The organism is Ornithinimicrobium kibberense (genome assembly GCF_006519705.1).
Lineage (GTDB): Bacteria > Actinomycetota > Actinomycetes > Actinomycetales > Dermatophilaceae > Ornithinicoccus > Ornithinicoccus kibberensis.
Genome location: NZ_VFXM01000003.1, coordinates 148604 through 175518, shown reverse-complemented (window position 1 = coordinate 175518; position 26915 = coordinate 148604). Strand labels below are relative to the sequence as shown.

25 protein-coding genes are annotated in these 26915 nt (G+C 74.6%); 19 read left to right on the top strand and 6 right to left on the bottom strand.

The window, feature by feature from the left end; all coding sequences use genetic code 11:
- Positions 1-51: 51 nt before the first annotated feature.
- Genes FJR00_RS03640 through FJR00_RS03625 form a run of 4 tightly spaced genes read left to right on the top strand, consistent with a single transcriptional unit; the run spans position 52 to position 3729 of the window.
- On the top strand, positions 52-432 hold the full coding sequence (locus tag FJR00_RS03640; RefSeq protein ID WP_237770199.1) for a YraN family protein: 381 nt from the start codon (positions 52-54) through the stop codon (positions 430-432).
- On the top strand, positions 432-1961 hold the full coding sequence (locus FJR00_RS03635) for a YifB family Mg chelatase-like AAA ATPase (RefSeq protein ID WP_141337500.1): 1530 nt from the start codon (positions 432-434) through the stop codon (positions 1959-1961). Before FJR00_RS03640 ends, FJR00_RS03635 begins: the two co-directional genes overlap by 1 nt.
- On the top strand, positions 1958-3115 hold the full coding sequence (gene dprA / locus FJR00_RS03630) for a DNA-processing protein DprA (protein ID WP_141337499.1): 1158 nt from the start codon (positions 1958-1960) through the stop codon (positions 3113-3115). Before FJR00_RS03635 ends, dprA begins: the two co-directional genes overlap by 4 nt.
- Positions 3112-3729, top strand: coding sequence for a M23 family metallopeptidase (locus FJR00_RS03625; protein ID WP_141337498.1), 618 nt, complete (start codon positions 3112-3114; stop codon positions 3727-3729). The genes dprA and FJR00_RS03625 overlap by 4 nt, the downstream gene beginning before the upstream one ends.
- A 70-nt stretch (positions 3730-3799) precedes the next feature.
- On the opposite strand, the gene FJR00_RS03620 is transcribed toward FJR00_RS03625, so the two are convergent.
- From FJR00_RS03620 to FJR00_RS03610, 3 genes are read right to left on the bottom strand one after another with little or no spacing between them, the layout of a single operon-like run.
- Positions 3800-4714: a tyrosine recombinase XerC gene (locus FJR00_RS03620; RefSeq protein ID WP_141337497.1), complete on the bottom strand. Its 915-nt coding sequence runs from the start codon at positions 4712-4714 to the stop codon at positions 3800-3802.
- Between the two features lie 2 nt (positions 4715-4716).
- The gene (locus FJR00_RS03615) at positions 4717-5337 is read right to left on the bottom strand and encodes an RDD family protein (protein ID WP_141337496.1); all 621 of its coding nucleotides are present in this window, start codon (positions 5335-5337) and stop codon (positions 4717-4719) included.
- Positions 5338-5349: 12 nt separating this feature from the next.
- Entirely contained in the window at positions 5350-6513 is a 1164-nt protein-coding gene (locus FJR00_RS03610) for a pyridoxal phosphate-dependent aminotransferase (RefSeq protein ID WP_141337495.1), read from the bottom strand.
- Positions 6514-6769: 256 nt separating this feature from the next.
- Between FJR00_RS03610 and rpsB the strand changes: the two genes are divergently transcribed.
- The 6 genes from rpsB to rlmN all read left to right on the top strand — a co-directional run bounded on the left by rpsB (position 6770) and on the right by rlmN (position 12372).
- Entirely contained in the window at positions 6770-7756 is a 987-nt protein-coding gene (gene rpsB, locus FJR00_RS03605; RefSeq protein ID WP_141337494.1) for a 30S ribosomal protein S2, read from the top strand.
- A 39-nt stretch (positions 7757-7795) separates the two neighbouring features.
- On the top strand, positions 7796-8632 hold the full coding sequence (tsf, locus tag FJR00_RS03600) for a translation elongation factor Ts (RefSeq protein ID WP_141337493.1): 837 nt from the start codon (positions 7796-7798) through the stop codon (positions 8630-8632).
- Between the two features lie 167 nt (positions 8633-8799).
- The gene (pyrH, locus tag FJR00_RS03595; RefSeq protein WP_141337492.1) at positions 8800-9576 is read left to right on the top strand and encodes a UMP kinase; all 777 of its coding nucleotides are present in this window, start codon (positions 8800-8802) and stop codon (positions 9574-9576) included.
- A gap of 85 nt (positions 9577-9661) precedes the next feature.
- Positions 9662-10228, top strand: a complete 567-nt coding sequence (gene frr, locus FJR00_RS03590) for a ribosome recycling factor (RefSeq protein WP_141337491.1) — start codon at positions 9662-9664, stop codon at positions 10226-10228.
- A gap of 24 nt (positions 10229-10252) precedes the next feature.
- On the top strand, positions 10253-11152 hold the full coding sequence (locus FJR00_RS03585; RefSeq protein ID WP_141337490.1) for a phosphatidate cytidylyltransferase: 900 nt from the start codon (positions 10253-10255) through the stop codon (positions 11150-11152).
- Positions 11153-11178: 26 nt separating this feature from the next.
- On the top strand, positions 11179-12372 hold the full coding sequence (rlmN, locus tag FJR00_RS03580) for a 23S rRNA (adenine(2503)-C(2))-methyltransferase RlmN (RefSeq protein ID WP_141337489.1): 1194 nt from the start codon (positions 11179-11181) through the stop codon (positions 12370-12372).
- Here the strand turns inward: rlmN and FJR00_RS03575 are convergent.
- Entirely contained in the window at positions 12362-13597 is a 1236-nt protein-coding gene (locus tag FJR00_RS03575; protein ID WP_141337488.1) for an LOG family protein, read from the bottom strand. The genes rlmN and FJR00_RS03575 overlap by 11 nt on opposite strands.
- Before the next feature lie 71 nt (positions 13598-13668).
- Between FJR00_RS03575 and FJR00_RS03570 the strand changes: the two genes are divergently transcribed.
- From FJR00_RS03570 to FJR00_RS03530, 9 genes are all read left to right on the top strand, one after another.
- The gene (locus FJR00_RS03570) at positions 13669-15576 is read left to right on the top strand and encodes a propionyl-CoA synthetase (protein WP_141337487.1); all 1908 of its coding nucleotides are present in this window, start codon (positions 13669-13671) and stop codon (positions 15574-15576) included.
- Between the two features lie 130 nt (positions 15577-15706).
- Entirely contained in the window at positions 15707-16024 is a 318-nt protein-coding gene (locus FJR00_RS03565) for a hypothetical protein (RefSeq protein ID WP_141337486.1), read from the top strand.
- Positions 16021-17316, top strand: a complete 1296-nt coding sequence (locus FJR00_RS03560) for a hypothetical protein (protein ID WP_141337485.1) — start codon at positions 16021-16023, stop codon at positions 17314-17316. The genes FJR00_RS03565 and FJR00_RS03560 overlap by 4 nt, the downstream gene beginning before the upstream one ends.
- Positions 17313-18077, top strand: coding sequence for a hypothetical protein (locus FJR00_RS03555; protein ID WP_141337484.1), 765 nt, complete (start codon positions 17313-17315; stop codon positions 18075-18077). Before FJR00_RS03560 ends, FJR00_RS03555 begins: the two co-directional genes overlap by 4 nt.
- The gene (gene dxr, locus FJR00_RS03550; RefSeq protein ID WP_075958404.1) at positions 18074-19303 is read left to right on the top strand and encodes a 1-deoxy-D-xylulose-5-phosphate reductoisomerase; all 1230 of its coding nucleotides are present in this window, start codon (positions 18074-18076) and stop codon (positions 19301-19303) included. Before FJR00_RS03555 ends, dxr begins: the two co-directional genes overlap by 4 nt.
- Positions 19304-19340: 37 nt before the next feature.
- Positions 19341-20660, top strand: a complete 1320-nt coding sequence (locus FJR00_RS03545; RefSeq protein WP_181409482.1) for a M50 family metallopeptidase — start codon at positions 19341-19343, stop codon at positions 20658-20660.
- 53 nt (positions 20661-20713) lie between these two features.
- The gene (gene ispG / locus FJR00_RS03540; protein WP_075958402.1) at positions 20714-21889 is read left to right on the top strand and encodes a flavodoxin-dependent (E)-4-hydroxy-3-methylbut-2-enyl-diphosphate synthase; all 1176 of its coding nucleotides are present in this window, start codon (positions 20714-20716) and stop codon (positions 21887-21889) included.
- Positions 21890-21921: 32 nt separating this feature from the next.
- The gene (locus tag FJR00_RS03535) at positions 21922-22773 is read left to right on the top strand and encodes a GNAT family N-acetyltransferase (protein WP_141337482.1); all 852 of its coding nucleotides are present in this window, start codon (positions 21922-21924) and stop codon (positions 22771-22773) included.
- 47 nt (positions 22774-22820) lie between these two features.
- Entirely contained in the window at positions 22821-23528 is a 708-nt protein-coding gene (locus FJR00_RS03530) for a nucleoside/nucleotide kinase family protein (protein WP_141337481.1), read from the top strand.
- A 9-nt stretch (positions 23529-23537) separates the two neighbouring features.
- Here FJR00_RS03530 and glpK read toward each other — a convergent pair whose 3' ends face one another.
- Positions 23538-25088 (bottom strand): glycerol kinase GlpK, encoded by a 1551-nt coding sequence (gene glpK, locus FJR00_RS03525; RefSeq protein WP_141337480.1) that lies wholly within the window; start codon positions 25086-25088, stop codon positions 23538-23540.
- A complete protein-coding gene (locus tag FJR00_RS03520) occupies positions 25085-26845 on the bottom strand; it encodes a glycerol-3-phosphate dehydrogenase/oxidase (RefSeq protein WP_141337479.1) in 1761 nt (586 codons plus the stop codon). Before FJR00_RS03520 ends, glpK begins: the two co-directional genes overlap by 4 nt.
- Positions 26846-26915: the final 70 nt, after the last annotated feature.

Sequence of the window (26915 nt, the reverse complement as noted above, 5' to 3'; positions counted from 1 at the left end):
TGACGCCACGGCGCCGCGGTCGGCGGGGCCGGTGGACGCGAGGAGGGGTGCATGTCCGGTGGGGGTATGCCGTGGCGGGAGGCCCGGCGGGTCGGGGACGACGGGGAGGAGCTGGCCCGCCTCCACCTGGAGGGGCTGGGCTGGCAGGTCGTGGACCGCAACTGGCGGTGCCGGCACGGGGAGCTGGACCTCGTGGCCAGGGACGAGCAGGGCGAGCTCGTCTTCTGCGAGGTCAAGACCCGACGCTCGGCCCGGTTCGGCAGCCCGGTCGAGGCGGTCGACGACGCCAAGGCCCGGCGGCTGCGGCGGTTGGCGTGGGCCTGGCTGGCCGAGCACGGGAGCAGGTCGGCCGCCTTCCGCATCGACCTGATCGGGATCCTGGCCCCGGCCGGAGCGCCGCCCCGCCTCGAGCACCTGCGGGCGGTGGCCTGATGAGCCTGGCGCGCACCTGCGGCACCACGCTGGCGGGCGTCGAGGGGCAGCTGGTCACCGTCGAGGCGCACGGCGCCGACGGGCTGCCGACCTTCGTCATGAGCGGGCGCCCGGACAGCGCCTGCCGCCAGGGGCCCGACCGGATCAGGGCCGCCTTCCGCAGCCTCGACCTGGAGCTGCCTCTGCGGCGGTGGACGATCAACCTCTCCCCGGCGGCGGTGCCGAAGGTCGGCAGCGGACTCGACCTGGCCGTCGCCGCGGCGCTGCTCGCGGCCCAGGAGCACGTCCCGGCCGCCGTCGTCGACCGGGTCGCCCACGTCGGGGAGATCGGGCTCGACGGGACGGTCCGCCCGGTGCCGGGGGTGCTGCCCATGGTGGTCTCCGCCGCGGCCTCGGGGGTCCGGGAGGTGCTCGTGCCCGTCGACAACGCCCGCGAGGCCGCGTTGGTGGAGGGCGTCGACGTCCACCCGGTCCGCACGCTGCTCGACGTCGTCCACCACCACCGGGCCCGTGCGGCCGGAGGGACCGCGGACCTGCCCGGCCCCGGCCCGGCACGGCACCAGGACCAGCGGCTCCCCGACCTGGTCGACGTGGCAGGACAGGCCCAGGCGCGGGCCGCCCTGGAGGTGGCCGCGGCCGGTGGTCACCACCTGCTCATGGTCGGCCCGCCGGGAGCGGGCAAGACGTTGCTGGCGGAGCGGCTGCCGGGGATCCTGCCCGCGCTGACCCCTCAGGACGCCCTCGACGTCTCGGCCGTGCACTCCGTGCTGGGCGCCCTGCCGGCGGGAGGCGGCCTGCTGACCAGGCCGCCGTTCGTGGCGCCCCACCACAACGCCTCGATGGCCGCGGTGGTGGGAGGTGGGTCCGGGACGGTCCGACCCGGGGCGGTGTCCCGCGCCCACCGCGGAGTCCTCTTCCTGGACGAGGCGCCGGAGTTCCGGCGCGACGTCCTCGACGCCCTGCGCCAGCCGCTGGAGTCCGGGGAGGTGGTCGTCGCCCGGGCCGACCGGCACGTGCGCATGCCCGCCAGGTTCCAGCTCGTGCTTGCCTGCAACCCCTGCCCGTGCGGTGAGACCGGTGGCCGGTGCAGCTGCCCGCCCGCCCGGCGGGCGGCCTACTTCTCCCGGCTCTCGGGGCCGCTCCTGGACCGGGTCGACGTCAAGGTGCGGCTGGGCGCGGTGACCAGGGCCGACCTGTCCCGGGGGCCTGGTGAGCCCAGCGAGGCGGTGGCCGCCCGGGTGCAGGCCGCCCGGGCACGGCAGCGGGAGCGGTGGGCCGGACTGCCCTTCACCGTCAACGCCCAGGCGCCGGGAGCGTTCCTGCGCGACGGCCGGTGGCGGCTGCCGGGCCCCGACCGCCGTCCCCTCGACCAGGCTCTCGACCGCGGCCAGCTCACGCTGCGCGGCTTCGACCGCTGCCTGCGGATCGCCTGGACCCTGGCCGACCTCGCCGGTCTGGAGCGACCCGGCTACCCGCAGGTGCGGCAGGCGCTCCACCTGCGTGACGCGGTCGGGGTGAGGGCGGCGTGAGCGCCCGGCCCGCCCCGTGGTCGCTCGACGAGCGACGGGCCCGTGTCCTGCTCGCCCGGTCCGCCGAGCCCTACGACGAGAAGGTCCAGGCGCTGGTGGCCGACCTCGGTCCGGTCGACCTGGTGGGTCATGCGCTCAGGGACGGCCGCACCCCGGGCGGGGTCGGCCTGGAACGGCTCGCCGCCCGGCTGCCCCGGGCGGCCGAGCTGGACGAGGACCGGGTCTGCCGCACGCTGGGCGCACGGCTGCTCGTCCCGGGCGACGCCGAGTGGCCGGTCGCCCTCGACGCCCTCGGCGCGCCACCGTGGTGCCTGTGGGTGCGTGGCCCGCTGGCGCTCGACGAGGTCGGGGAGCGCAGCGTCGCCGTCGTCGGGGCGAGGGCCAGCACGGCCTACGGGGAGGAGGTGGCCGTCCGGCTGTCGTTCGCGCTGGCCGAGCGGGGGTTCACCGTGGTCTCGGGCGCCGCCTACGGCATCGACGGCGCCGCCCACCGGGCTGCGCTCTCGGCCGACGGCCCGACCGTGGCGGCGCTCGCCGGCGGGGTCGACGTGCCCTACCCCCGGGCCAACGCCGACCTCATCGCGCAGATCGGGGCGCGCGGTCTGCTGCTGAGCGAGACGCCGCCCGGAGGGGCACCGGCGCGGATGCGCTTCCTGGCCCGCAACCGGCTCATCGCGGCCCTGGCCGCCGGCACCGTCGTCGTCGAGGCGGGGCTGCGCTCCGGCGCGCGCTCGACCGCCCGGGAGGCCCGTGAGCTGGGCCGGCACGTGATGGCGGTCCCCGGCCCGGTCACCAGCGTCATGTCGGCCGGCTGCCACGAGGAGATCCGGGCGGGCGCCACCCTCGTCACCGACGCGGCGGAGGTGGCCGAGCTGGTCGGCCGGGTCGGTGCCGACCTCGCCCCGGTCAAACGCGGCCAGGTCCTGCCGGAGGACGCGCTGCCCGACGAGCAGCGCCGTGTCTGGCAGTGGCTGCGGCCGCGCAGCAGCGTCGACGTCGACGAGCTCGTCGTGCGGTCGGGGCTCGAGCTGGGGGAGGTGCTCGTGGCGCTGGGGGAGCTGGAGGACCTCGGGCTGGCCGAGCAGCTCCTCGACGGCTGGCGACGGGCGCCCGGTGGCGGGCACGGCGCCGGCGGACGGCGGGGCCGAGGATGAGACGTCACGGCCCGGCGGCGTCCGCCCTGTGCGCGCTCCTCGTCGCGGTCCTGCCCCCGCCGGCCGGGGGCGTCCCGACGGATGAGCCGGTGCCGCCGCCCCCGGCTCCGGGGGTCGCAGCACCCGCGGACGGGGCGTGGACCACCTCGCCGCCAGGGGACGCCGTCCTGGCCGGTCCCCGGGACCGCCGACCCCCGTGGGAGTGGCCGACCGTCACCGTCCGGGCCGTCGCCCGGCCCTTCGACCCGCCCGCCCGACGGTGGCTCCCTGGGCACCGCGGGGTCGACCTGGTCGGGGTCCTGGGCGAGCCGGTCCGTGCGGTCGACGACGGGGTCGTCAGCTTCAGCGGCACGATCGCGGGGGTGGGCGTGGTGAGCCTGACCCACGCGGACGGCCTGCGCAGCACCTACCAGCCGGTCTCGCCCTCGGTGGCCGCCGGGGTGACGGTCGCGCGGGGCCAGCAGATCGGCGACCTGGACGCGGGCGGCCACTGCCTGCTGCTGCACTGCCTGCACCTGGGGGCCGTGCGTGGGCGCGACAGCTACCTCGACCCGGCCCTGCTGCTCGGGCAGGTGCGGCTCACCCTGCTGCCGTCCTCCGGGACGGCCGGGTGACCGGCCCGGGCAGCGCGGACCGGGGGGGAGGGGATGGGACGGTTCCCGGCGCGCGCCCCCGACGGGGGTGTCAGGCGCGGGGGTGCGCCTGCTCGTAGGCGGCGCGCAGCCGATCCACGGACACGTGGGTGTAGAGCTGGGTCGTCGCCAGGCTGGAGTGACCGAGGATCTCCTGCACCGCCCGCAGGTCCGCACCCCCGTCCAGCAGGTGGGTGGCGGCGCTGTGCCGTAGGCCGTGGGGGCCCATGCTCGCCGTGTCGGGGAGGTGCTCCAGGAGACGGTGCAGGGCGGCCCGCACCTGCCGCTGGTCCACCCGCCGCCCCCGGCGGCCCAGGAACAGCGCCGGCCCGGACGCCGGTGTCACCAGGCGGGGCCTCCCGCTGCCCAACCAGTGCTCGAGCGCCTCCGCCGCGGGCGCACCGAACGGGACGATCCGTTCCTTGTCGCCCTTGCCCAGGACCTTGGCCGTGCCGGCCGGCAGGTCGAGGTCGTCCACGTCCAGGCCCGTCAGCTCGCCGACCCGCATGCCCGAGGCGTAGAGGAGCTCCAGGGCGGCCCGGTCCCGCAGGTGGAGGGGGTCGTCGTCGTCCGCCGCGACCGCCGCCAGGTCCATGAGCTGCTCGGCCTGGCGGGCCCGCAGCACCCCCGGCAGCGAGGAGTCCCGGCCCGGCGCCCGGAGCCGCAGGGCAGGGTCCGTGGACGTCCGGCCGGTGCGCCGGGCCCACGCGAAGAAGGTCCGGGCGGTCGCGGCCCGACGGGACACGGACGACCGTGCCGCACCCGCCGAGCCCAGCGAGCCCAGCCAGGCGCGCAGGTGGGCCAGCACGACCTCGTCGAGGTGCCCGACCCCCCGCCCGGCCAGGAACCCGTCGAGGGCGCGCAGGTCGCCGAGGTAGGCCCGGACGGTGTGGGCGGAGCGCCCCTTCTCGACCCGCAGATGGTGCTCGAACGCCGCCAGCAGCTCGGGGTCCACGGGCCCGGCCATCGTCACCACCCCTGCCCCGCCGCGACCGGTCCGGCCGGCTCCGACGCCCTGCGCTCGACCCTGGTCCCGGCCACCCGGTCGTGCAGCCCCCGGCCGCCCACGAGGGAGGGGACGGCGCACGCCGCGGCGAGGGCCAGCGAGGCCACCACCATGGCCACGGCCCAGCCGTGCTGGACGTCCAGGACGGCCCGGCTGACCCCGAGGTGGGCCAGCTGCCACGGGGCTGCCTTGACGAGGTTGCGCAGCCACACCGCCGTGACCGTCGCCCGGCCGCCGTCCTCGCCGGCGACCACGAGGTGGTTGACCCGCTTGCCGAGCGTGGCCCGTGCTCCCGAGGTCTCGGTCAGGACCAGGTAGAGCACGTAGGGCACCACCGTGCCCAGCGTCACGAGCAGGTCGGTGGCGAGCAGGGTCCCCGCGGTGGGGGTGGAGGTGCCGTCGGCCGTCCACGAGCCACGGGTGAGGAACGCGACGAGGGTGAGCACCCCGAGCCAGACGCCGACGACGAGCCAGTCGACCAGCCACGAGGCGACCCGCGGCCCTGGTGACGGGTGCCACCGGCGGCGCCCCGGCGCAGGGGCACCGACCGGTGGGGTCGTGCCGGAGGTCTCGCCGGGCGTCATGCCGCCAGCGTCTCAGCCCCGGCCGAGGACCTGGAGGCGGCTCGCCGCCTCCTGCAGCACCTCGTCCCGCTTGCAGAAGGCGAACCGGACCAGGGAGGACACCGGGGCAGGGTCGCTGCAGAACACCGACACCGGGACCCCCACCACGCCCAGCTCCACCGGCATCCGCCGGCAGAAGTCGACCGCGTTCTCGACGCCGTGACCGGCCAGGTCGGCGACCACGAAGTAGGTGCCCTCGCTGGGCGCGACGGGGACGCCCACCCGGGCCAGCGCCTCCACGAGCAGGTCCCGCTTGGCCTGGAGCTGGGCCGCGAAGCCGGTGAAGAACTCCGTCGGCAGACGCAGGCCGAGGGCGACCGCCGGCTGCACGTGCGTGACCCCCACGAAGGTGAGGAACTGCTTCACCGCGGCCACGGCCGACACCGCCTCCTCGGGACCGGTCACCCACCCCGTCTTCCAGCCGGTGAGGGAGAAGGTCTTGCCCACCGACGAGATCGTCAGGGTGCGCCCGGCCATCTCCGGCAGCGTCGCGATCGGCACGTGCGTGCGGCCGTCGAAGACGAGGTGCTCGTAGACCTCGTCGGAGACGACCCACAGGTCGTGCTCCCGGGCGATCGAGGCCAGCCCCTCGAGCTCCTCCGTCGTGAACACCTTGCCGGTGGGGTTGTGCGGCGTGTTGAGCAGCAGCACCCGGGTGCGGGGGGTGACGGCGTCGCGGACGGCGTCCAGGTCGAGGTGCAGGTCCGGGAAGCGCAGCGCCACGGACCGGCGCACGCCGCCGGCCAGGGCGACGGCGGCGTCGTAGGAGTCGTAGGCAGGCTCGATCACCACGACCTCGTCCCCGGGCTCCACCAGCGCCAGCAGCGCCGCGGCGATGCCCTCGGTGGCCCCCACCGTCACCAGCACCTGGGTGTCCGGGTCCAGCGGTATGCCGTAGAAGCGCCGTTGGTGGTCGGCCACGGCCTGCCGGAGCACGGGCAGCCCCCTGGCCGGGGCGTACTGGTTCAGGCCGGTCCGCAGGCCCTCGGCCGCCGCCTCCAGCATCTGCGCCGGGCCGTCGGTGTCCGGGAAACCCTGCCCGAGGTTCACCGCGTCGTGCTCCAGCGCCCGCTGGGTCATCTCGGCGAAGATCGTCGTGCCGAACGGGCGCATCCTGGACACCAGTGGCAAGCTCATGGCCCCCACCGTAGCCGCGCCCGGGAGATTGGGCCGGGCACCCGCACTGGCGTATCATGGCTGCCACGTGTGGTGTGCCCTGCCCGCATCGCGGTCGGTGCCGCCACACGAATTCGCGCCCGGGCGCGGCCGACGGACCGGTGACGGTCGAGGTCGGCGGCGCACCCCGCAGTCCCGTGCCGACGATCGGCACGGGTGGGGCACGTCCCCGGGCCAGGACCCCAACTGCACCTTCGACAGAGAGCGAGACCACGGCATGGCCGTCGTCACCATGCGCCAGCTCCTCGAGAGCGGCGTCCACTTCGGGCACCAGACCCGTCGCTGGAACCCCAAGATGAAGCGCTTCATCATGACCGAGCGCAACGGCATCTACATCATCGACCTGCAGCAGTCGCTGACCTACCTCAACGAGGCCTACGACTTCGTCAAGCAGACGGTCGCCCACGGCGGCACGATCCTGTTCGTCGGCACCAAGAAGCAGGCCCAGGAGTCGGTCGCCGAGCAGGCCACCCGCGTCGGGATGCCCTACGTGAACCACCGCTGGCTCGGTGGGATGCTCACCAACTTCCAGACGGTCTCCAAGCGGCTGACCCGCCTCAAGGAGCTCGAGGAGGTCGACTTCGACGACGTGGCCGGCAGCGGCCGCACGAAGAAGGAGCTCCTCATGATGCGCCGCGAGTACGAGAAGCTGGCGCGCACCCTGGGCGGCATCCGGGACATGCAGAAGGTCCCCTCGGCCATCTGGGTGGTCGACACCAAGAAGGAGCACCTGGCCGTCACCGAGGCCCGCAAGCTCGGCCTTCCGGTCATCGCGATCCTCGACACCAACTGCGACCCCGACGAGGTCGACTACAAGATCCCCGGGAACGACGACGCCATCCGGTCGGTCACCCTGCTGACGCGGGTCGTCGCCGACGCGGTCGCCGACGGCCTGATCGCACGCTCCGGCGGCGGGTCCGCCGACGAGCCCGCAGCGGCCGAGCCGATGGCCGAGTGGGAGCGCGAGCTGCTCGCCGGCGCCGAGGGCGCCCAGGACCCGGCCGCCGCCCAGCCGGCCGCCACCGAGGGTGCGGCGCCCACGTCCGAGGACGCGGCCGCCCCGGAGGGCGCCCAGGCGCCCGCCGAGAGCCCGGTCGAGGCCGTCGGCACGTCGTCGGACGACGCGGAGACGGTGCAGGTCGAGGCCCAGGAGGCCGTGGCCGAGCAGTCGCCCGCCGCCGACGACGAGTCCGTGCAGTCCTGACCCCCAGCGATCCACTCCCGAAGGAGCGAAACCCAAGCTATGGCGAACTACACCGCCGCTGACATCAAGGCGCTGCGCGAGTCCACCGGCGCCGGCATGATGGACGTCAAGAAGGCCCTCGACGAGGCCGACGGCGACCTGTCCAGGGCCACCGAGATCCTGCGCGTCAAGGGTCTGAAGGGCGTGACCAAGCGTGAGGGCCGCTCGGCCTCCAACGGCCTGGTCCGCGCCCACGTCGACGGAGGGGTGGGCACCCTCGTCGAGGTCAACTGCGAGACCGACTTCGTGGCCAAGAACCCCAAGTTCGGCGAGCTGGCCGACCAGTTGCTCGACCAGGCCGTCGCCGTCGGGGCCACCGACGCCGACGCGCTGCTGGCCTCCGAGCTCGACGGCAAGACCGTCAAGGAGGTCGTCGACGAGGCCAACGCCGGGCTGGGCGAGAAGATCGAGGTCCGCCGGGTCGCCCGGGTCGAGGCGCAGGAGGGCGGGCACGTCGTGTCCTACCTGCACAAGACCAACCCCGACCTGCCGGCCCAGATCGGCGTCCTCGTGGCGGCCACCGGCGGCGACGCCCAGGTCGCCCGCGACATCGCCATGCACGTGGCGGCGTTCGCGCCCTCGGTCCTCTCGCGCGACGAGATCGACGCCGAGACGGTCGAGAAGGAGCGGCGCATCGCCGAGGAGACCGCCCGCGAGGAGGGCAAGCCCGAGCAGGCCCTGCCCAAGATCGTCGAGGGGCGCGTCAACGGCTTCTTCAAGGAGAACGTCCTGCTGGACCAGGCGTTCGCCAAGGACAACAAGAAGTCGGTCGCCCAGGTCGCCCAGGAGGCCGGCACCACCGTCACCGGGTTCGCCCGGTTCAAGGTCGGCGTCTGACCCACGCCCTCTCCCGAGCCACGGGCCCGCAGCCGCACGGCTGCGGGCCCGTGGCCCGTCCCGGCCCAGGTGGGGGGTGCCCGGAACGGCCGGTGAGGTGGGTCGCCCCCGCCTGTGTGTGGCAGGATCGAGCGACCGCCCACCGCGTAACCCCGGAGGATCTCCGCATGCCGACCAGCGCCGCGCCCGCCACCGTCCAGACCCCGACCTCCCCGGCCGCCGGCGACGAGGAGCACTCCGGGCGCCGGGTGCTGCTCAAGCTGTCGGGGGAGGCCTTCGGCGGTGGCGCCGTCGGCCTGGACCCGGACGTGGTCAAGGGCATCGCCCGCCAGATCGCGGCCGCGCACCGCACCGGGGTCCAGATCGCCGTGGTCATGGGCGGCGGCAACTTCTTCCGCGGGGCCCAGCTGCAGCAGCGTGGCATGGAGCGTGCCCGCGCCGACTACATGGGCATGCTGGGCACGGTGATGAACTGCCTGGCGCTGCAGGACTTCCTGGAGAAGGAGGGCGTGGACACGCGGGTGCAGACCGCGATCACGATGGGCCAGGTCGCCGAGCCGTACATCCCGCGCAAGGCCATCCGTCACCTCGAGAAGGGCCGGGTCGTCATCTTCGGCGCCGGTGCCGGCATGCCCTACTTCTCCACCGACACCGTCTCGGCGCAGCGGGCCCTGGAGATCAAGTGCGACCAGGTCCTCATGAGCAAGCACGGGGTCGACGGCGTCTACACCGCCGACCCGCGCACCGACGACGGGGCCGTCAAGCTCGACGAGCTGACCTTCTCGGAGGCCCTCTCGGGCAACCTGCGGGTCGTCGACGCCGCCGCCTTCAGCCTGTGCATGGACAACGAGCTGCCCATGCTCGTGTTCGGCATGGACGACGAGGACGCGATCACCCGGGCGATCACGGGTGAGAGGATCGGCACGATGGTCACCGCCGGCTGAGACCGGGGGAGCGCCGGCCGCGGCCGGCAGACCGACCAGCACGCAGCACGACCGACCACCCACACACGAAGGAGCGGTACCGAGGATGTCCGAGGTCATCGAGCTGGCCCTCATGGAGGCCGAGGAGAAGATGGACAAGGCGCTGGAGGTGGCGCGCGAGGACATGGCCTCGATCCGCACCGGCCGGGCCCACCCGGGGATGTTCGCCAAGCTGGAGGTGGACTACTACGGGGCGCCGACGCCGATGCAGCAGCTGGCCTCGTTCACCGTCCAGGACGCCCGCACCCTGCTCATCACCCCGTACGACAAGGGGGCGATGTCGGCCATCGAGAAGACGCTGCGCGACTCCGACCTGGGCGCCAACCCCAGCAACGACGGCAACGCCATCCGCATCGTCATGCCGCAGCTGACGGAGGAGCGACGACGGGAGTACATCAAGCTGGCCCACACCAAGGGCGAGGACGCCAAGGTGTCGGTGCGGCACGTGCGCCGCCACGCCAAGGACGCCATCGACAAGGCCGTCAAGGACGGGGACGTCGGCGAGGACGAGGGCACCCGCGCGGAGAAGGAGCTGGAGAGCCTGACGCGGCGGCACGTCGAGGCCGTCGACGAGATCCTCAAGCACAAGGAGACCGAGCTGCTCGACGTCTGAGCGGCCGGTCCACCCCGACCCACCGTGAGCCAGGAACCGACGACCCAGGAGCCCGGTCCGTCCTCCCGCAGGGCCTACCGGGCCCGGGCCACGGCGCGCCCGCCCTCGGGGGACAAGAGGCCCCCCGGGAAGGCCGGGCGCAACCTGCCGGCCGCGACCGCCGTGGGGCTGGGCCTGATCGCGCTCATCGTCGTCCTGCTCCTGTTCTCACCGCCGGCGTTCGTCGGACTGGTCACGCTGGTGGCCGCGATCGGGGTGTGGGAGCTGGACCACGCCCTGCGGCAGGGCCGGATCACCCCGCCGCTGGCACCGATGCTGCTCGCCGCCGGCCTGGTCCCGCTGGCCTACCTGACCGGTCCGGAGGGGCTGGCCCTGGGCTTCGCCGCGGTGGCCTGCCTCGTGCTGCTGTGGCGCTCCGTCGGCCCGCCCCAGGACGCGGTCCGGGACATCGCCGGAGGGGTCTTCGTCGTCGCGTACGTCCCCGTCCTGGCGGCGGTGACCTCGCTCATGCTCGCCGAGCCGGACGGGGCCGGGCGGATCATGACCTACGTCCTCGTCACGGTGGCCAGCGACACCGGGGGGTATGCCGTCGGCGTGCTGAAGGGGCGCACCCCGATGGCCCCGTCGCTGTCGCCGAAGAAGTCCTGGGAGGGCTTCGCCGGGTCGGTCGCGACCAGCGCGGTCGTCGGGATGCTCGCCGTGGTGCTCCTCCTGGACGGACCGTGGTGGGCCGGGCTCCTCGTCGGGGCCGTCGCGGCCTGCTTCGCCACCGTCGGCGACCTGGCCGAGTCCTCGATCAAGCGGGACCTGGGCATCAAGGACATGGGCCACCTGCTCCCGGGGCACGGCGGGATCATGGACCGGCTCGACTCCCTCCTGGTCACGGCCCCCGTCTGCTGGGCCCTGCTGCGCGTCCTGGTCTGAGCCAGGATCCTGCGACAATGGCAGGGATGACCACCGAGCTGCCGACCCCGTCCACCCGTCCCGCCCCGGGGACGCTGACCTTCAGCGCGCCGCGCCGGGGCAAGGCGCCCCAGCACCTCGCCGACCTCGACCTGCCCGGCCGCAAGGCCTGGGCCGGCGAGCTGGGGGTCCCGGGCTTCCGGGCCGACCAGGTCTCGCGCCACTACTTCGAACGGCTGGTCACCGACCCGGACCGGATGACCGACCTGCCCGGCGCGGGCCGGGAGGAGCTGGTGGGCACGCTGCTGCCCGAGCTGCTGACCCCCGTGCGCACGCTGTCCGCCGACGAGGGCGCCACGCTCAAGCAGGTCCACCGGCTGCACGACGGGGCGCTGGTGGAGTCGGTCCTCATGCGCTACCCGGGCCGGGTGACCATGTGCATCTCCAGCCAGGCCGGGTGCGGGATGAACTGCCCCTTCTGCGCCACCGGCCAGCAGGGACTGACCCGCAACCTGTCGACCGCGGAGATCGTCGAGCAGGTCGTGGCCGCCGCACGGGCGCTGCGGCACGGGGAGCTGCGCGCCGGGGCCGCGGTGGAGGCCGGGGCCGAGGAGACCGCCGGGCAGAGCGTGGAGCAGACCCTGCGCGTCTCCAACGTGGTCTTCATGGGGATGGGGGAGGCCCTGGCCAACTACCGCCGGGCCGTCGACGCGATCCGGCGCCTGGTGGACCCCCCGCCCCACGGGCTGGGCATGTCCGCCCGGGGGATCACGATGTCGACGGTCGGCCTGGTCCCGGCGATCGACAAGCTCGCGGGCGAGGGCATCCCGGTGACCCTGGCCCTGAGCCTGCACGCCCCGGACGACGAGCTGCGCGACGAGCTGGTGCCGATCAACACCCGGTGGAAGGTGGACGAGGCGCTGGACGCCGCCCGCCGCTACTTCGACACGACCGGGCGCCGGGTCAGCATCGAGTACGCCCTCATCAAGGACATCAACGACCACGCCTGGCGGGCCGACCTGCTGGGGGAGAAGCTCAACGCCCGCGGCCGGGGCTGGGTGCACGTCAACCCGATCCCGCTGAACCCCACCCCCGGCTCGAAGTGGACCGCGTCCCGCCCCGGGGTGGAGCAGCAGTTCGTCGAGCGTCTCCTGGCCCACGGGGTCCCCACGACCGTGCGCGACACCCGCGGCTCGGAGATCGACGGGGCCTGCGGGCAGCTGGCGGCCGTCACCGACTGACCGCGGTCCCGTCCACGACCACCTCGACCGCCTCCTCGACCGTGTCCACCACGTGGACCGCCCGCCCCATCGCCCGGTCCCGCCCCAGCGCCCGCAGGAGCTGGTGCACGGGCAGGTGCGTGGTCCAGTGCTCCCGGTCGACCAGGACGAGCGGGGGCAGCGGGCGGCCGTCCCCGTCGACCTCGTAGTAGAGCCTGGTCGCGGCCTGGAAGACCTCCTGCACCGTCCCCGCCGCGCCGGGCAGCACCACGAGACCGGCCCGGGAGTGCGCCAGGAGCAGGTCCTCCCGCAGGGCGTTGGAGAAGAACTTGGCGACCAGCTGGGCGAAGGCGTTGGGCGGCTCGTGGCCGTAGAACCACGTCGGGATGCCCAGGCTGCGGAGGCGGTGCGGCCCCCCGGTCGGTGTCTCCCGGCGCAGCCGCAGGGCCGGGGCCACCCAGGCGGCGACGTCCGGCGCGAAGTCCGGCACGGCCGCGACCTGCTCCAGCGCGTGGGTCAGCGTCTCCTCGTCCGCGGCCCAGGCCCCCAGGTTGGCGGCCTCCATCGCTCCCGGCCCGCCCCCGGTGACCACGAGCATCCCGGCCGAGGCGAGCCGGTGCCCGAGCACGGCCGCGGCCGCGAACTCCCCGGTCCCGCGGCGCAGCGCGTGCCCGCCCATGACCCCGACCACCCGGCGGCCGGCGACCACCGCGGCCAGCGCGTCCGACATCGCGTCGTCGTGGATCGCCCGGAGGGCGGTGACGTAGGCGTCGTGCTGCACGGACGCGTCCCGGGACCAGGCATAGGCCCGCGCGTCCACGGTGTGCCCGTAGCCGACGTCGTCCAGGCCGGCGTAGAGCTCCTGCGGGGTGTACAGCCGCGCCCGGTACGGGTCCACCGGCGCCCGGGGGTCGGCCGGGAAGACGATCGAGCCGTGCGAGCGCAGGTGGTCCTCGACCTCGTCGTCGAGCCGTCCGCCCAGCACGACGATGTCGCTGAGGTCGTCCCGGGCCAGCAGCAGGTCCCGGTGCTCGCGCAGGTCCAGGCCCTGGAGGCGCAGGTTGTGCAGGGGACCGGGGGCGCGCAGGGCCCGCTCCCAGGCGTGCTGGTCCTCGATCTCCCGGCTCCCGCCGGGCCGAAGGCCCTCCGCGCGCCCGTAGCGGACCTCGCCACCGGTGGGCCCGCCCGGTGCCGTCCGACCGCCCCGGGGGGAACCCTGCCCGACGGAGGTGCCGCTGCTCTGCATACCCTGAGGGTAGTCACCGACCTCATCCCGACCCGGGTGGCAGCGGTGCGGAACGATCGGATGGAGAAGCCATGGACAACGACGCCCGGCAGAGCTACCGAGACCTGGTCGCCGCGAGCATCGCGGACCCGGAGACGTTCTGGGGGGAGGCGGCCGGCCTCATCGACTGGATCACGCCGCCGCGTCAGGTGCTCGACGACAGCAACCCGCCCTTCTACCGGTGGTTCGCCGGGGGGCGCCTCAACGTGTGCTTCAACGCCCTGGACCGGCACGTGGTCCACGGGCGGGCCGACCAGACGGCGCTGATCTACGACAGCCCGGTCACCGGGACGCAGCGCCGCTACACCTACGCCCAGCTGCTCGACGTGGTCGCCCGGTTCGCCGGCGTGCTGCGTGACCTGGGCGTGGGCAAGGGCGACCGGGTCGTCGTCTACATGCCGATGGTGCCCGAGGCCGTGGTGGCCATGCTGGCCTGCGCCCGGATCGGGGCGGTGCACTCGGTCGTCTTCGGCGGCTTCGCCCCGGCCGAGCTGGCGGCCCGGATCGAGGACGCCGAGCCCACGGTGGTTGTCTCGGCCAGTTGCGGGATCGAGCCGAGCCGCACCGTGCCCTACAAGCCGATGCTCGACGAGGCGATCGAGCGCTCGGCGCACAAGCCGGACCACTGCGTGATCCTCCAGCGCGAGCAGCTCACCTGCGAGATGGGGGAGCGCGACCTCGACTGGGACCAGCTCATGCACCCCGACGCGGTCGCGCCCGCCGCGTGCGTGCCGGTGGAGGCCACCGATCCGCTGTACGTCCTCTACACCTCGGGCACCACCGGGAAGCCCAAGGGCATCGTGCGCGACAGCGGGGGGTATGCCGTCGCCCTGCGGTGGTCGATGACCAACCTCTACGGCGTGCAGCCCGGGGAGACGTGGCTGTGCGGGTCCGACGTCGGTTGGGTGGTCGGCCACTCCTACATCGTCTACGCGCCGTTGCTCACCGGCGCCACGACCGTGCTCTTCGAGGGCAAGCCGGTCGGCACCCCCGACGCCGGCACCTACTGGCGTCTCGTCGACGAGCACGACGTCGTCGCCGTCTTCACCGCCCCCACGGCGATCCGGGCGATCAAGAAGCAGGACCCGGACGCCACGCTCCTGGCCGGTCACGACCTGTCCTCGCTGCGCACCCTGTTCCTGGCCGGGGAGCGGCTCGACCCCGACACCTGGCGGTGGGCGACCGACCACCTGGGCGTCCCGGTGGTGGACAACTGGTGGCAGACCGAGACCGGGTGGCCGATCGCGACCAACCCCGTGGGCATCGCGCCGTTCGAGATCAAGCCGGGCAGCCCGACCCTGCCGACGGCCGGCTACGACGTGCGGGTCCTGGACGAGACCGGCCGGGAGGTGGGGCCTGGCACGGAGGGGGCCATCTGCCTGAAGCTGCCGATGCCACCCGGGACGCTGCCGACGTTGTGGCGCGACGACGACCGCTACGTCTCCTCCTACCTGTCCGCCTTCGAGGGCTACTACCTCTCCGGGGACGGCGGGTACGTCGACGAGGACGGCTACGTGTTCGTCATGGGCCGCACCGACGACGTCCTCAACGTCGCCGGCCACCGGTTGTCCACCGGCTCCCTGGAGGAGGCGCTGGCCGGCCACCCCGCGGTCGCCGAGTGCGCGGTCATCGGCGTCAGCGACCCGCTCAAGGGCCAGGTGCCGCGGGCGTTGGTCGTGCTCAAGGCCGGTATCGACCCGGACGAGCAGGGCCGGGAGCAGCTCGCCGCCGAGCTGGTGCAGCGGGTGAGATCCGAGGTGGGTGCCGTGGCGGCCCTGCGTCAGGTCGACATCGTCGAGGCGCTCCCCAAGACCCGGTCGGGCAAGATCCTGCGCAAGACGATGCGCCAGATCGCCGACGGGCAGGAGGCCCTCGTGCCCTCGACGATCGAGGACGTCTCGGTCCTCGACGACCTCGGGCCGGTGCTGCGGGGCAGCTGACCCGCGGCCGCCCGGCCCGGCACCCGGCAGGGCGCCCTGTGGACGACGGGCGCCCGCACGGCGCGGTCGGTCCTACCCTCGCACCAGGTCGTCCCGGACGTCGGTCCGGGAGGGAAGGAGGGGTGGACCGATGGGAGACCGGATCGGGGTCGACGTGGCGGCGGTCGAGGCCCTCGCCGACGGGTACGACCGCGGCGTGCGGACGCTGGAGGACGTCCTCGGTGCGCTCGGGCCCGCGTGGGCACGGGCCGGCGACGTCGCCGGCGCCGCGGCCCTGCGTGCGGCCGTCACCGAGGCGGGCGAGGACTGGACGCGGTATGCGGTGGCGCTCGGGAGCGCGCTGGACGCCCTCGGCCGGGCGACCCGGGAGAGTGCCCGGGCCTACGCCGAGGTCGAGGACCGCGTGGCGGCCATCTGGGAGGCTCCGCCCCAGGGGTGGGCTGCGTGAGCCCCGGGGCGCCCGTGCCGGCGTCCGGGGCGGAGGAGCTGCGGGAGGTCGCCGACGGCCTGCGGGCCGCCTCGTCGGAGCTGCGGAGGCTGCCGGACGAGGTCCGGGGCCCGGGGGCCGGTCCGTCCTGGGTGGGTCTGGCGGCCCTGGAGCAGGCCGCCCGTGCCGAGGCGACCGCCCGCCTGCTGGCCGCGCTCGCGGACCCGCTGGAGCACATGGCGGGGGTCCTGCGCGGTGTGGCCGACGCGACCGACGACGCCCGGCAGGAGACGGCCCGCTGGCAGCACCGGGCCGACCAGGCGGTCGAGGAGCTGGCGCGTCTGCGGGCGGCGGTCCCCACGGCCGAGCCGGCGGTCCAGGGGCTCGTGGCCTCCCGCATCGAGCAGCTGGAGCTGGAGGTCGTGCGGGCCGCGGAGCGGGTGCGCCGGACGGAGGAGGAGCTGGAGACGGTCCGGCTGGTGGCCTCGCGGGCGCTGCGGGAGGCCGTCTCACCCCTGCGTGCCCTGCTGGAGCAGGTGGTCACGCTGGGCCTGGCCGGCCACAAGCTGGTCAAGGCCCACCGGCCCGTGCGGCGGGCCGTGGTGGCCGCGGCCGGCCTCACCACGGTGGCCCGCGCCAGCTGGGCCCGGGACGCGGCGGCGCGGGCGGCCGCCCGCGCCCGGCTGCGGGACGCGCCCCGTCGGTGGGCGCAGCTGCGGCAGCAGCCCTCGCCCGGCAGGCTGGTCCCGCCACCGCTGCGCGGCCCCGTCGCCCTCCTGGGCCGTCTCTCCCCGGCCTGGACCTGGTTCGGCGCCCTCTCCGACCTGGTGGACGGGGGAGGCCGCACCGGCTGGCGCGCGGGGGCGACCCGGGCCGTGGCCGCCGGCGCGGTGCTCGGGGTGCCGGCGCTGGCCCTGGCCACGGTCCTGCCGCCCGTGGGCCTGGCCGGGATGGTCGCGGTGGGCGCCTACACCGCGTGGACCACCGGGTCCTGGCTCTACGACCACCGAGAGGCCATCGGCCGGGCGGCCGGGGCCACCTGGTCGCGGGCCCGGAGCGGCGGTGCCCGGGCAGGACGGTGGGTCCAGCGGGCCGGCGGGGACGCCGTGCGCCGGGCCAGGGACCGCGCCCGCCGCGGGCTGCAGCGGCTGGCGCAGACCCGGCGGCTCGTCGGTGCCGGCGCCACCCGGGTGGGGACCGTCACGGGCCGGTGGGCCCTCGAGCTGCGCCGGACGGTGGGCGCCGGCCTGCCCGACCCGCCGGCCGGACGCGGCGGGGCGGTGCCGGCGCCCTCCCCAGGAGGGTGGTGGTGAGCGCCGTCGTCCCCTTCGTCACGCTCACCGACGTCGAGCTGGCCGTGCTCGAGGAGGCGCACCTGCGGTCCCTGGGGGAGGCGGAGGACCGGGCCCGGCAGGAGCCGAGGTCCGACGGGGAGGTGCGGCGCAGCCTGCGGGCCCGCGGGCTGCTGACCGCCGACGGCGGGCTCGTCGCCGGCACCGACCAGGGCGACGGGCCGCCCGACCTGGCCGGCGTCGTCGGTCTCGCGCTCGACGTGCGGCTGGCGGCCGACCTCGTCGTCGTCGCCCACCGCCTGCTCGGTCCGCAGGCGGTCGGCTCGGCCCGGGTGCTGCACCTGACGGGCGACGGCGCCTGCGTCGAGGACCTCGACGAGGACGGGCTGGTCTCGCTGTCGCTGGCGACCGACCCCGGGCAGGTGGCCGGGTCGCTCGTGGAGGCTCTCCTGCCTCCGGACGCCGTCGACGGGACCGGGGAGCCGGTGCCGGTCCGGCCGGACGCGCTGGGGACCCTCCCCGCGGCGCTGCGCGGTCCCACGGTCCTCGCCGAGCTGACGGTCCTCGTGCCCGGAGAGCCGGCGCCCGTCGCCCCCACCCGGGTGCTGCTCGCCCTCGGGCCGGGCGGCTGCTGGGCCGGCCGGGCCGGGGCGCCCGGCGACGGGGAGGTCCTCCTCCACCCGGTCCCGGCGTCCTGGCTGGCCGACCGCGCGGCGCTGACCGTCGAGGCCGCCATGGGCGCCCCCGGACCAGGCCCGGGGGACGGCACAATGGAGCGGTGACGTCCCGTTCCGTGACCCTGCTCGGCTCCACCGGCTCCATCGGCACCCAGGCGGTCGAGGTGATCGACGCCCACCCCGGCCGGTTCGAGGTGAGGGCGCTGGCGGCCGGCGGCAGGGACCTGGCTCAGCTGGCCCGGCAGGCCGTCCACCTGCAGGTGGAGCAGGTCGCCGTGTCCCTCCAGGGGGCGGACGTCCGGGACCGGGTGGAGGAGGCCCTCGACCACGCCGCCAGGGAGGCCGGGCTCACCGCATACCGTCCCGAGGTGATCACCGGGCCGGACGCGGCCACCACCGTGGCCGGCAACGGCGCCGACGTCGTCCTCAACGGGGTCACCGGCAGCATCGGGCTGCGACCGACGCTGGCCGCGCTCGCGGCCGGCAGCACGCTGGCGCTGGCCAACAAGGAGTCCCTCATCGTCGGCGGGCCGATCGTCCGGGCCGCCGCCGCCCCCGGGCAGATCGTCCCCGTCGACTCCGAGCACAGCGCCATCGCCCAGTGCCTCCGCGGCGGGCGGCGCGAGGAGCTGCGCCGGCTGGTGGTGACCGCCAGCGGCGGTCCCTTCCGCGGCCTGACGCGGGAGCAGCTCCGCGACGTCACCCCGGAGCAGGCGCTGGCCCACCCGACCTGGGACATGGGCCGGGTCGTGACGACCAACTCGGCCACCCTGGTCAACAAGGGTCTGGAGGTGATCGAGGCCCACCTGCTCTTCGACGTGCCCTTCGACGACATCGAGGTCGTCGTCCACCCGCAGTCCGTGGTGCACTCCATGGTCGAGTTCGTCGACGGCTCCACCCTGGTGCAGGCGTCCCCGCCGACGATGCACATCCCGATCGCCCTGGGGCTGTCCTGGCCCGACCGGCTGGCCGACGTGGCCGCCCCGTGCGACTGGAGCAGCGCCTCCACCTGGGAGTTCCTCCCCCTCGACCACGAGGCCTTCCCCGCGGTGCGGCTGGCGGAACGGGTCGGCCGGGCCGGCGGCACCTTCCCGGCCGTCTACAACGCCGCCAACGAGGAGTGCGTCGACGCCTTCCACGAGGGGCGGCTGCGCTTCCCCGACATCGTCGACGTCGTGGCCCGGGTGGTGGACGACCACGCCGGCGGGAACGGATCCGACGCCCCGGGAGTTGATCTCTCCGTGGACCAGGTCCTGGCGGCCGACGCCTGGGCCCGTCGGGCGGCGTCGGACCGCATCGCCGGGGCGGCCCCGGACCGGCCCCACCCGTGACCACGCCCACGCCGGACGACCAGGAGGACCAGCCGTGATGTACCTGCTCGGCGTGCTCGTCATGGTGGTCGGCATCGCGCTGTCCATCGCCCTGCACGAGGTGGGGCACCTGCTGCCCGCGAAGCGGTTCGGCGTCAAGGTCACCCAGTACATGGTCGGCTTCGGCCCGACCCTGTGGTCGCGCCGCCGCGGCGAGACGGAGTACGGCGTCAAGGCCGTCCCCCTCGGGGGCTACGTGCGCATGATCGGCATGTTCCCCCCGCGGGCCGCCGACGGCGGACGGCTGCGCCGCTCCTCGTCCAACCCCTTCCACCAGATGATCGAGCAGGCACGCACCGACTCGCTGGACGAGGTCGAGCCCGGGGAGGAGCACCGCACCTTCTACCGGCTCCCGGTCTGGCAGCGCCTGGTGGTCATGGCCGGTGGTCCCTTGATGAACCTGGGGATCGCGGCCGTGCTCGTCACCCTGCTGCTCACCGTGCACGGGGTGGGCACCCTGACCCCTACCGTCTCCGCCGTCGCCGAGTGCGCCAACACCGACGTGGCCGACGACAGCTGCGAGGGCCAGGACCCCTCGCCGGCGCTCGCCGCAGGGCTCCAGGCCGGGGACACCATCGTGGCCGTCGACGGGACCCCGGTGAGCACGTGGTCGCAGACCACCTACGCCATCCAGAACGCCGGTGACACCGCCGCGTTCACCGTGGAGCGGGACGGCGGACGGCGCACCCTGGAGGCCGACCTCGTGCTCCGCGAGCGGCCGCTGATGACCCCCGACGGGCAGTACCAGGTGGACGAGGACGGCGAGCTGGTCCTGGGGCAGGTCGGCTTCCTGGGAGCCAGCCCGACCTTCGTCTACGAGCCGCAGCCGATCACCGCGGTGCCCGGCTTCGTCGGCGACATGTTCACCGGCACCGCCCGGATCGTGCTCACGCTTCCCCAGCGGATGGTGGACGTGGCCCAGACGGTCGCGGGCGTGGAGGAGCGCGACGCGGAGGGACCGATGTCGGTGGTGGGCGTCGGCCGCGTGGCGGGCGAGGTCGCCGACGGGGCGCTCGGCGACGCGGGCGACTCGTTGACGGACCGGTTCTGGATCCTGCTGTCCCTCGTGGCCTCGCTGAACATGGCCCTGTTCGTCTTCAACCTCATCCCGCTCCTGCCGCTCGACGGTGGCCACATCGCCGGGGCGCTGTGGGAGGGCCTGAAGAAGGCGTGGCACCGGGTGCGCGGACTGCCCGCCCCCGCCCCGGTGGACACCGCCAAGGCGCTGCCGGTGGCCTACGCCGTCGCCGTCGGCCTGCTCGGCATGACCGCGCTGCTCATCTACGCCGACATCGTCACCCCGATCCGGCTCACCTGACCCCGACCCCGTGAAGGAGGTCACCGCCCCACGGCGGTGAGATACTCGATCCCATGACTGCAGGCACCCCCATCTCGCTCGGCATGCCGTCCGCACCCCCGCCGGTCCTCGCGCCGCGGCGACCGACCCGCAAGATCAGGGTGGGCAAGGTCGAGGTCGGCGGCGACGCCCCCATCTCGGTCCAGTCAATGACGACCACCCCGACGACCGACATCAACGCCACGCTGCAGCAGATCGCCGAGCTGACCGCCTCCGGCTGCGACATCGTCCGGGTGGCCTGCCCCAGCCAGGACGACGCCGACGCGCTGCCGGCCATCGCCCGCAAGTCCCAGATCCCGGTCATCGCCGACATCCACTTCCAGCCCAAGTACGTCTACGCGGCGATCGACGCCGGGTGCGCCGCCGTCCGGGTCAACCCGGGCAACATCCGCAAGTTCGACGACCAGGTCAAGCAGATCGCCCAGGCCGCCAAGGACGCCGGGGTCTCGATCCGCATCGGCGTCAACGCCGGCTCCCTGGACAAGCGGATCCTGGACAAGTACGGCAAGCCCACCGCCGAGGCGCTCGTGGAGTCGGCGGTCTGGGAGGCCAGCCTGTTCGAGGAGCACGACTTCCACGACTTCAAGATCTCGGTCAAGCACAACGACCCCGTCGTCATGGTGCGGGCCTACGAGATGCTCTCCGAGCGGGGGGACTGGCCGCTGCACCTGGGCGTCACCGAGGCCGGGCCCGCCTTCCAGGGCACCATCAAGTCGTCCGTGGCCTTCGGCGCGCTGCTGTCCAAGGGCATCGGCGACACCATCCGCGTCTCGCTGTCCGCGCCGCCCGTGGAGGAGGTCAAGGTCGGCAACCAGATCCTGCAGAGCCTCAACCTGCGGCCGCGCAAGCTGGAGATCGTCTCCTGCCCGTCCTGCGGCCGTGCCCAGGTCGACGTCTACACGCTGGCCGACGAGGTGACCGCGGGCCTGGAGGGCATGGAGGTGCCGCTGCGGGTGGCCGTCATGGGATGCGTGGTCAACGGGCCCGGGGAGGCCCGCGAGGCGGACCTGGGGGTGGCCTCCGGCAACGGCAAGGGCCAGATCTTCGTCAAGGGCGAGGTCATCAAGACCGTGCCGGAGTCGCAGATCGTGGAGACGCTCATCGAGGAGGCCATGCGGATCGCCGAGGAGATGGAGTCCCGCGGCGAGCTGGAGGACAGCGGCGGGTCCCCCTCGGTCCAGGTCGGCTGACCCGGGGCCCCGGCACCCGGTAGCGTGCCGTCATGGCCCCGGACCCGATCAGCCCCGACACCGCCCGGAGGTCGACCTGGGACGACGGGTGCACCGTCTGGCACCTCGTGGACCGGTCCGACCTGTCGGTGGTGCAGGAGTCCCTCGCCGCCGGCAGCGCGACCCGCACCCACGCCCACGACCGCTCCCGGGAGTACTTCCACGTGCTGTCAGGCCGGGCCGTCGTCGCGGTCGGGCCCCGGACGACCGAGGTGACGGCCGGGTCCGGCATCGAGATCCCGCCCCGGGTGCGCCACCAGATCCGCAACGAGACCGACGAGGAGCTGCTCCTGCTGGTCGTCTCCGCGCCCAAGGTGACCTCCGGGCGCCACGCCCACCGGGCGCGGCCGTTGCGGCGCGACTACGGCGGTGTCGTCGTCGGGTCCTACCTGCGCCCCACCAGGCCCGGTGACCTGGACACGGTCGTGGAGATCGAGAGCGCCCAGGACACCGGGCAGTGGCTGGGCGAGGGCGGCCGCGAGTGGCACGAGCAGGTGCTGCAGGCCCCGGACAAGGAGCACTGGGTGCTGGTGGACCGGCTGGACCGGGTCGTGGCCTTCGGCATCCTGGCCGCCCTCGACCGGCCCGACGAGGTCGAGCTGCGCCGGATGGTCGTGGCCCCCGAGGGGCGGGGCCAGGGTCTGGGGCGGCTGCTGCTGCGCCAGCTGCTGGAGCACGCCGCGGGGCGCCCGCACGTGCGCCGGGTCTGGCTCGACGTCGGTGCCGACAACGCCCGAGCCCGCAGCCTCTACCGGGCCTTCGGGTTCGTGGAGCGCGAGGCACCGCCCGGGGCGATCCTGCTCGAGAACGGCCTCTACATGGAGTGGTGCCCGGACGGCCGGTGAGACCGGCGCGGCCCCGGGTGCCCGGCGCCACCGCATACCCTGAGGACATGGCCCCGCCCGCCCCGCCCGTCCGCCAGCTCGTGCTCGTGGACCTGCTCTCCCTCATGCTGGCGACCGGTCCGGGGCGACGGGTCGTCGTGGCCGTCGACGGCCCGGACGGGGCGGGCAAGACCCACCTCGTCCACGAGCTGGTCGCCCTCGCCGAGCACGTGGCGGGACGTCAGGTGCTGGCCGTCTCGGTCGACGACTTCCACCACCCGCGGGCGCTGCGCTGGGCGATGGGCCGGGACGCCCGGACCCACTACGAGGACGCCTTCGACTACGCCGCCCTGCGGGAGCGGGTGCTCCGGCCGTTCCGGGACGGTGGACCCGTCGTCCCGGCCTCCTGGGACCTGGCCCAGGACCGGCCGCTCGACCCCGACCCCGTGCACCCAGGCGAGGACGCGCTGCTGCTCGTCGAGGGGGTCTACCTGCGCCGCCCCCAGCTGGTGGGGGAGTGGGACGCCACCTGCCTGGTGACCGCCCCCGCCCGGGTCACCGTCCCCCGCGGCAACGCCCGGTTCCCGGACCGACGGGTCCCCGGGGACGACGACCCCGCCCACCCCGCGAACGCGCGCTACACCGGGGGCCAGGCGCTCTACCGGCAGCAGTCGCGGACGGCCCCGCCGACGTGGATCGTCGACAACACCGACCTGGCGCGGCCCGAGATCATCGTCCCCGACCCCGACGAGCCGCAGTGGTTCGAGCAGGGGTGAGCCGCCGGGTCAGCCCTGCCCGCCGCGCGGCCCCAGCTGCTCGGTGTCCTTGTCGACCCAGTCGAAGGTGCGGGTGACGGCCTTCTTCCAGGTCCGGAACAGCCGCTCCCGGTGCTCCGCGGGCATCTGCGGGCTCCACCGGTGGTCCTCCCGCCAGCGGGACGCCACGTCCTGCGTCCCCTCCCAGAACCCGACGGCGATGCCCGCGGCGTAGGCCGCCCCGAGCGCGGTGGTCTCGGTCACGGCCGGGCGCACCACGTCCAGGCCGAGGATGTCGGCCTGGAACTGCATGAGCAGCTCGTTGCCCACCATGCCGCCGTCGACCCGCAGCTCGGTGACCGGGGTGGCCGCGTCCGCGTCCATCGCCTCGACCACCTCCCGGGTCTGGTATGCCGTCGCCTCCAGCGCGGCCCGCGCCAGGTGGTGCCGGGTCACGTAGCGGGTCAGGCCCACGATCGCGCCGCGCGCGTCGTCGCGCCAGTAGGGGGCGAAGAGGCCGGAGAAGGCCGGGACGACGTAGCAGCCGCCGTTGTCCTCCACCTCGGCGGCCAGCTCCTCGATCTGTGCGGATTCGGCGATCAGCCCCACGTTGTCCCGCAGCCACTGCACGAGCGACCCCGTCACCGCGATCGACCCCTCGAGGGCGTACACGGGGTCCTGGCCCTCGAACTGGTAGCAGACCGTGCTCAGCAGCCCGTGCTCGCTGGGCACGATCTGCGGGCCGGTGTTGACGAGCAGGAAGTTGCCGGTGCCGTAGGTGTTCTTGCTCATCCCCGGCTCGAAGCAGGCCTGGCCGACCATGGCCGCGTGCTGGTCGCCCAGCAGCCCGGCGATCGGCACGCCCAGCTTGTCGCTGGTGCCGTAGACCTCCGAGGAGGTGCGGATCTGCGGCAGCATCGGCAGCGGCACCCTCATCGCGTCCGCGACCTCCTCCGACCAGGTCAGGGTGCGCAGGTCCATGAGCATCGTGCGCGAGGCGTTGGTGACGTCGGTGACGTGCACCCCGCCGTCGGGCCCGCCGGTGAGGTTCCACACGAGCCAGGAGTCCATGGTGCCGAAGAGCAGGTCGCCCGCCTCCGCCCGCTCGCGGGCACCGGGCACGTGACGCAGGATCCAGGCCACCTTCGGGCCGGCGAAGTAGGTGGCCAGCGGCAGCCCGCAGATCTCCTTGAACCGGTCGGCCGCGCCGGGCTCGTCGGACCCGGCCAGCTCGGCGACCAGGCCGGCGGTGCGGGTGTCCTGCCAGACGATCGCGGGGTGCACCGGCTCGCCGGTGTGCCGGTCCCACACCACCGTGGTCTCGCGCTGGTTGGTGATGCCGATGGCCGCGAGGTCCTTCCCGGTGAGGTTGGCCCTGCCCAGCGCCAGGCCGATCACCTCGCGGGTGCTGCTCCAGATCTCGACCGGGTCGTGCTCGACCCAGCCGGCCCGCGGCAGGATCTGCCGGTGCTCCTTCTGGCCGACGGAAACGATGCGTCCCCCGTGGTCGACGACCACGGCCCGGGTGCTCGTCGTGCCCTGGTCGACCGCCAGCACGTGCCCGGCGGCGGCCCCGCTCACGACGACCCGCCCGCGGTGCCCGGCGTGGCCGCCGCCGGCTCGCCGCGCAGCACCCGGTCCCGGGCGGCCAGCGCGGACAGGTCGTCGGGCTGACTCGCCGCGGCCTCGTCCGCCCGGACCCGCCGTTCGTAGTCCGCGAGCTCGCGGGCCGCCTTGTCCTCGCCCCAGCCCAGCCACTGGACGGCGATGTCGGCGATCTCCGCGGCCGCGGCCAGCCCCTTGCCCGCGGCCTCGTAGTAGAGCCGGGTCCGGCGCATCATGATGTCCTCCAGGTGCAGCACACCCTCGCTGATGCAGGCGTAGGCGATCTCCGCCCGCAGGTAGGCCGGGGCGTGCTCGAGGGGCTGGGCCAGGGAGGAGTCCTCGGCGATGAGGTCGAGCAGCTGCTCGACGAGGGAGCCGTAGCGGTGCAGGAGATGGTCGGTCATCTGCTCGTCCCAGCCGAAGCGGTCGCGCAGGGCCGGCATGCGCCGACGCATCGCGCCCTCGCCCACGGCGCCCACGAGCGGGATCTGGGTGGTGATCGAGGGCAGGTCGGCGGCCCGGTCGCCCAGCGAGAGGTCGACCGCGTCCGCGGCCATCACCCGGTAGGTCGTCAGCTTGCCGCCGCCGACCACCGTCAGCCCGGGCACGGGCGAGACGACGGTGTGCTCCCGGCTGATCTTGGCCGAGTCGGGCTCGCCCCGGGTCCCGGGCTGGAGCAGCGGCCGCAGCCCGGCGTACCAGCCCAGCACGTCGTCGCGGGTCAGCCGCGTCGTCAGCACGGTGTTGGCGTGGTCGAGCACGTAGTCGATGTCGGTGGCCGTGGCGACCGGATGGCGCAGGTCGCCGTGCCAGGGGGTGTCGGTCGTGCCGATGATCCAGTATCGCGACCACGGGATGAAGAACAGCACCGAACGCTCGGTCTGCAGGAACAGCCCCTGCGACCCGCGGATGCGGTCGCGGGGCACGACCAGGTGGATCCCCTTGGACGCCATCACCCGCAGCCCGCCGTCGGCACCGGCCAGGCCGCCCACCTCCTCGGTCCAGACCCCCGTCGTGGAGATCACCTGGTGGGCGCGCACGTCGACCTCCTCCCCGGTCTCCTCGTCGCGCACGCGCGCCCCCACGACCCGGTCGTCCTCGCGCACCAGGTCCAGGACGCGGCTGCGGCTGGCCACCTGCGCGCCGTAGGTGTGCGCCGTGTGCACGATGGTGGTGACCAGGCGGGCGTCGTCGACGGTGGCGTCCCAGTAGCGGACCGCACCCACCGCCCGGCCGCCGCGCAGGTCGGGGAAGGCACGGTGCAGGCCGCGCCGGGTCGTGTGCTGGTGCACGGGCAGGGCGCGCTCGCCGGGGAGCACGTTGGCGAGCAGGTCGTAGAGGGTCACCCCGGCGCCGTAGTAGAGACGCTGCCACCAGCGGTGCTCGAGGGGGATGAGGAAGGGCATCGGCTTGACCAGGTGCGGCGCCAGCGTGCGCAGGAGCAGACCGCGTTCGGTGAGCGCCTCATGGACCAGGTGCAGGTCGAGCATCTGGAGGTAGCGCAGGCCCCCGTGCACCAGCTTGGTCGACCACTGTGACGTCCCCGAGGCCCAGTCCTCGGCCTCCACGAGGACCGTGGACAGGCCGCGGGTGGCGGCGTCCAGGGCGGTGCCGGCACCGGTGACCCCGCCGCCGACGACAAGGACGTCGACGGCCCGACCGGGACGCCCGCTGTCCCGCAGGACCTGCCACGCCTCGTCGCGCGACCGTCCGGTGAGGGCCTTCGGCTGCATGGGACCACCTTCTCCTGGGTCTGGGGCACCACTTTCTCACCCCGCGCCGACGCACCGTCCACCCGGGCCC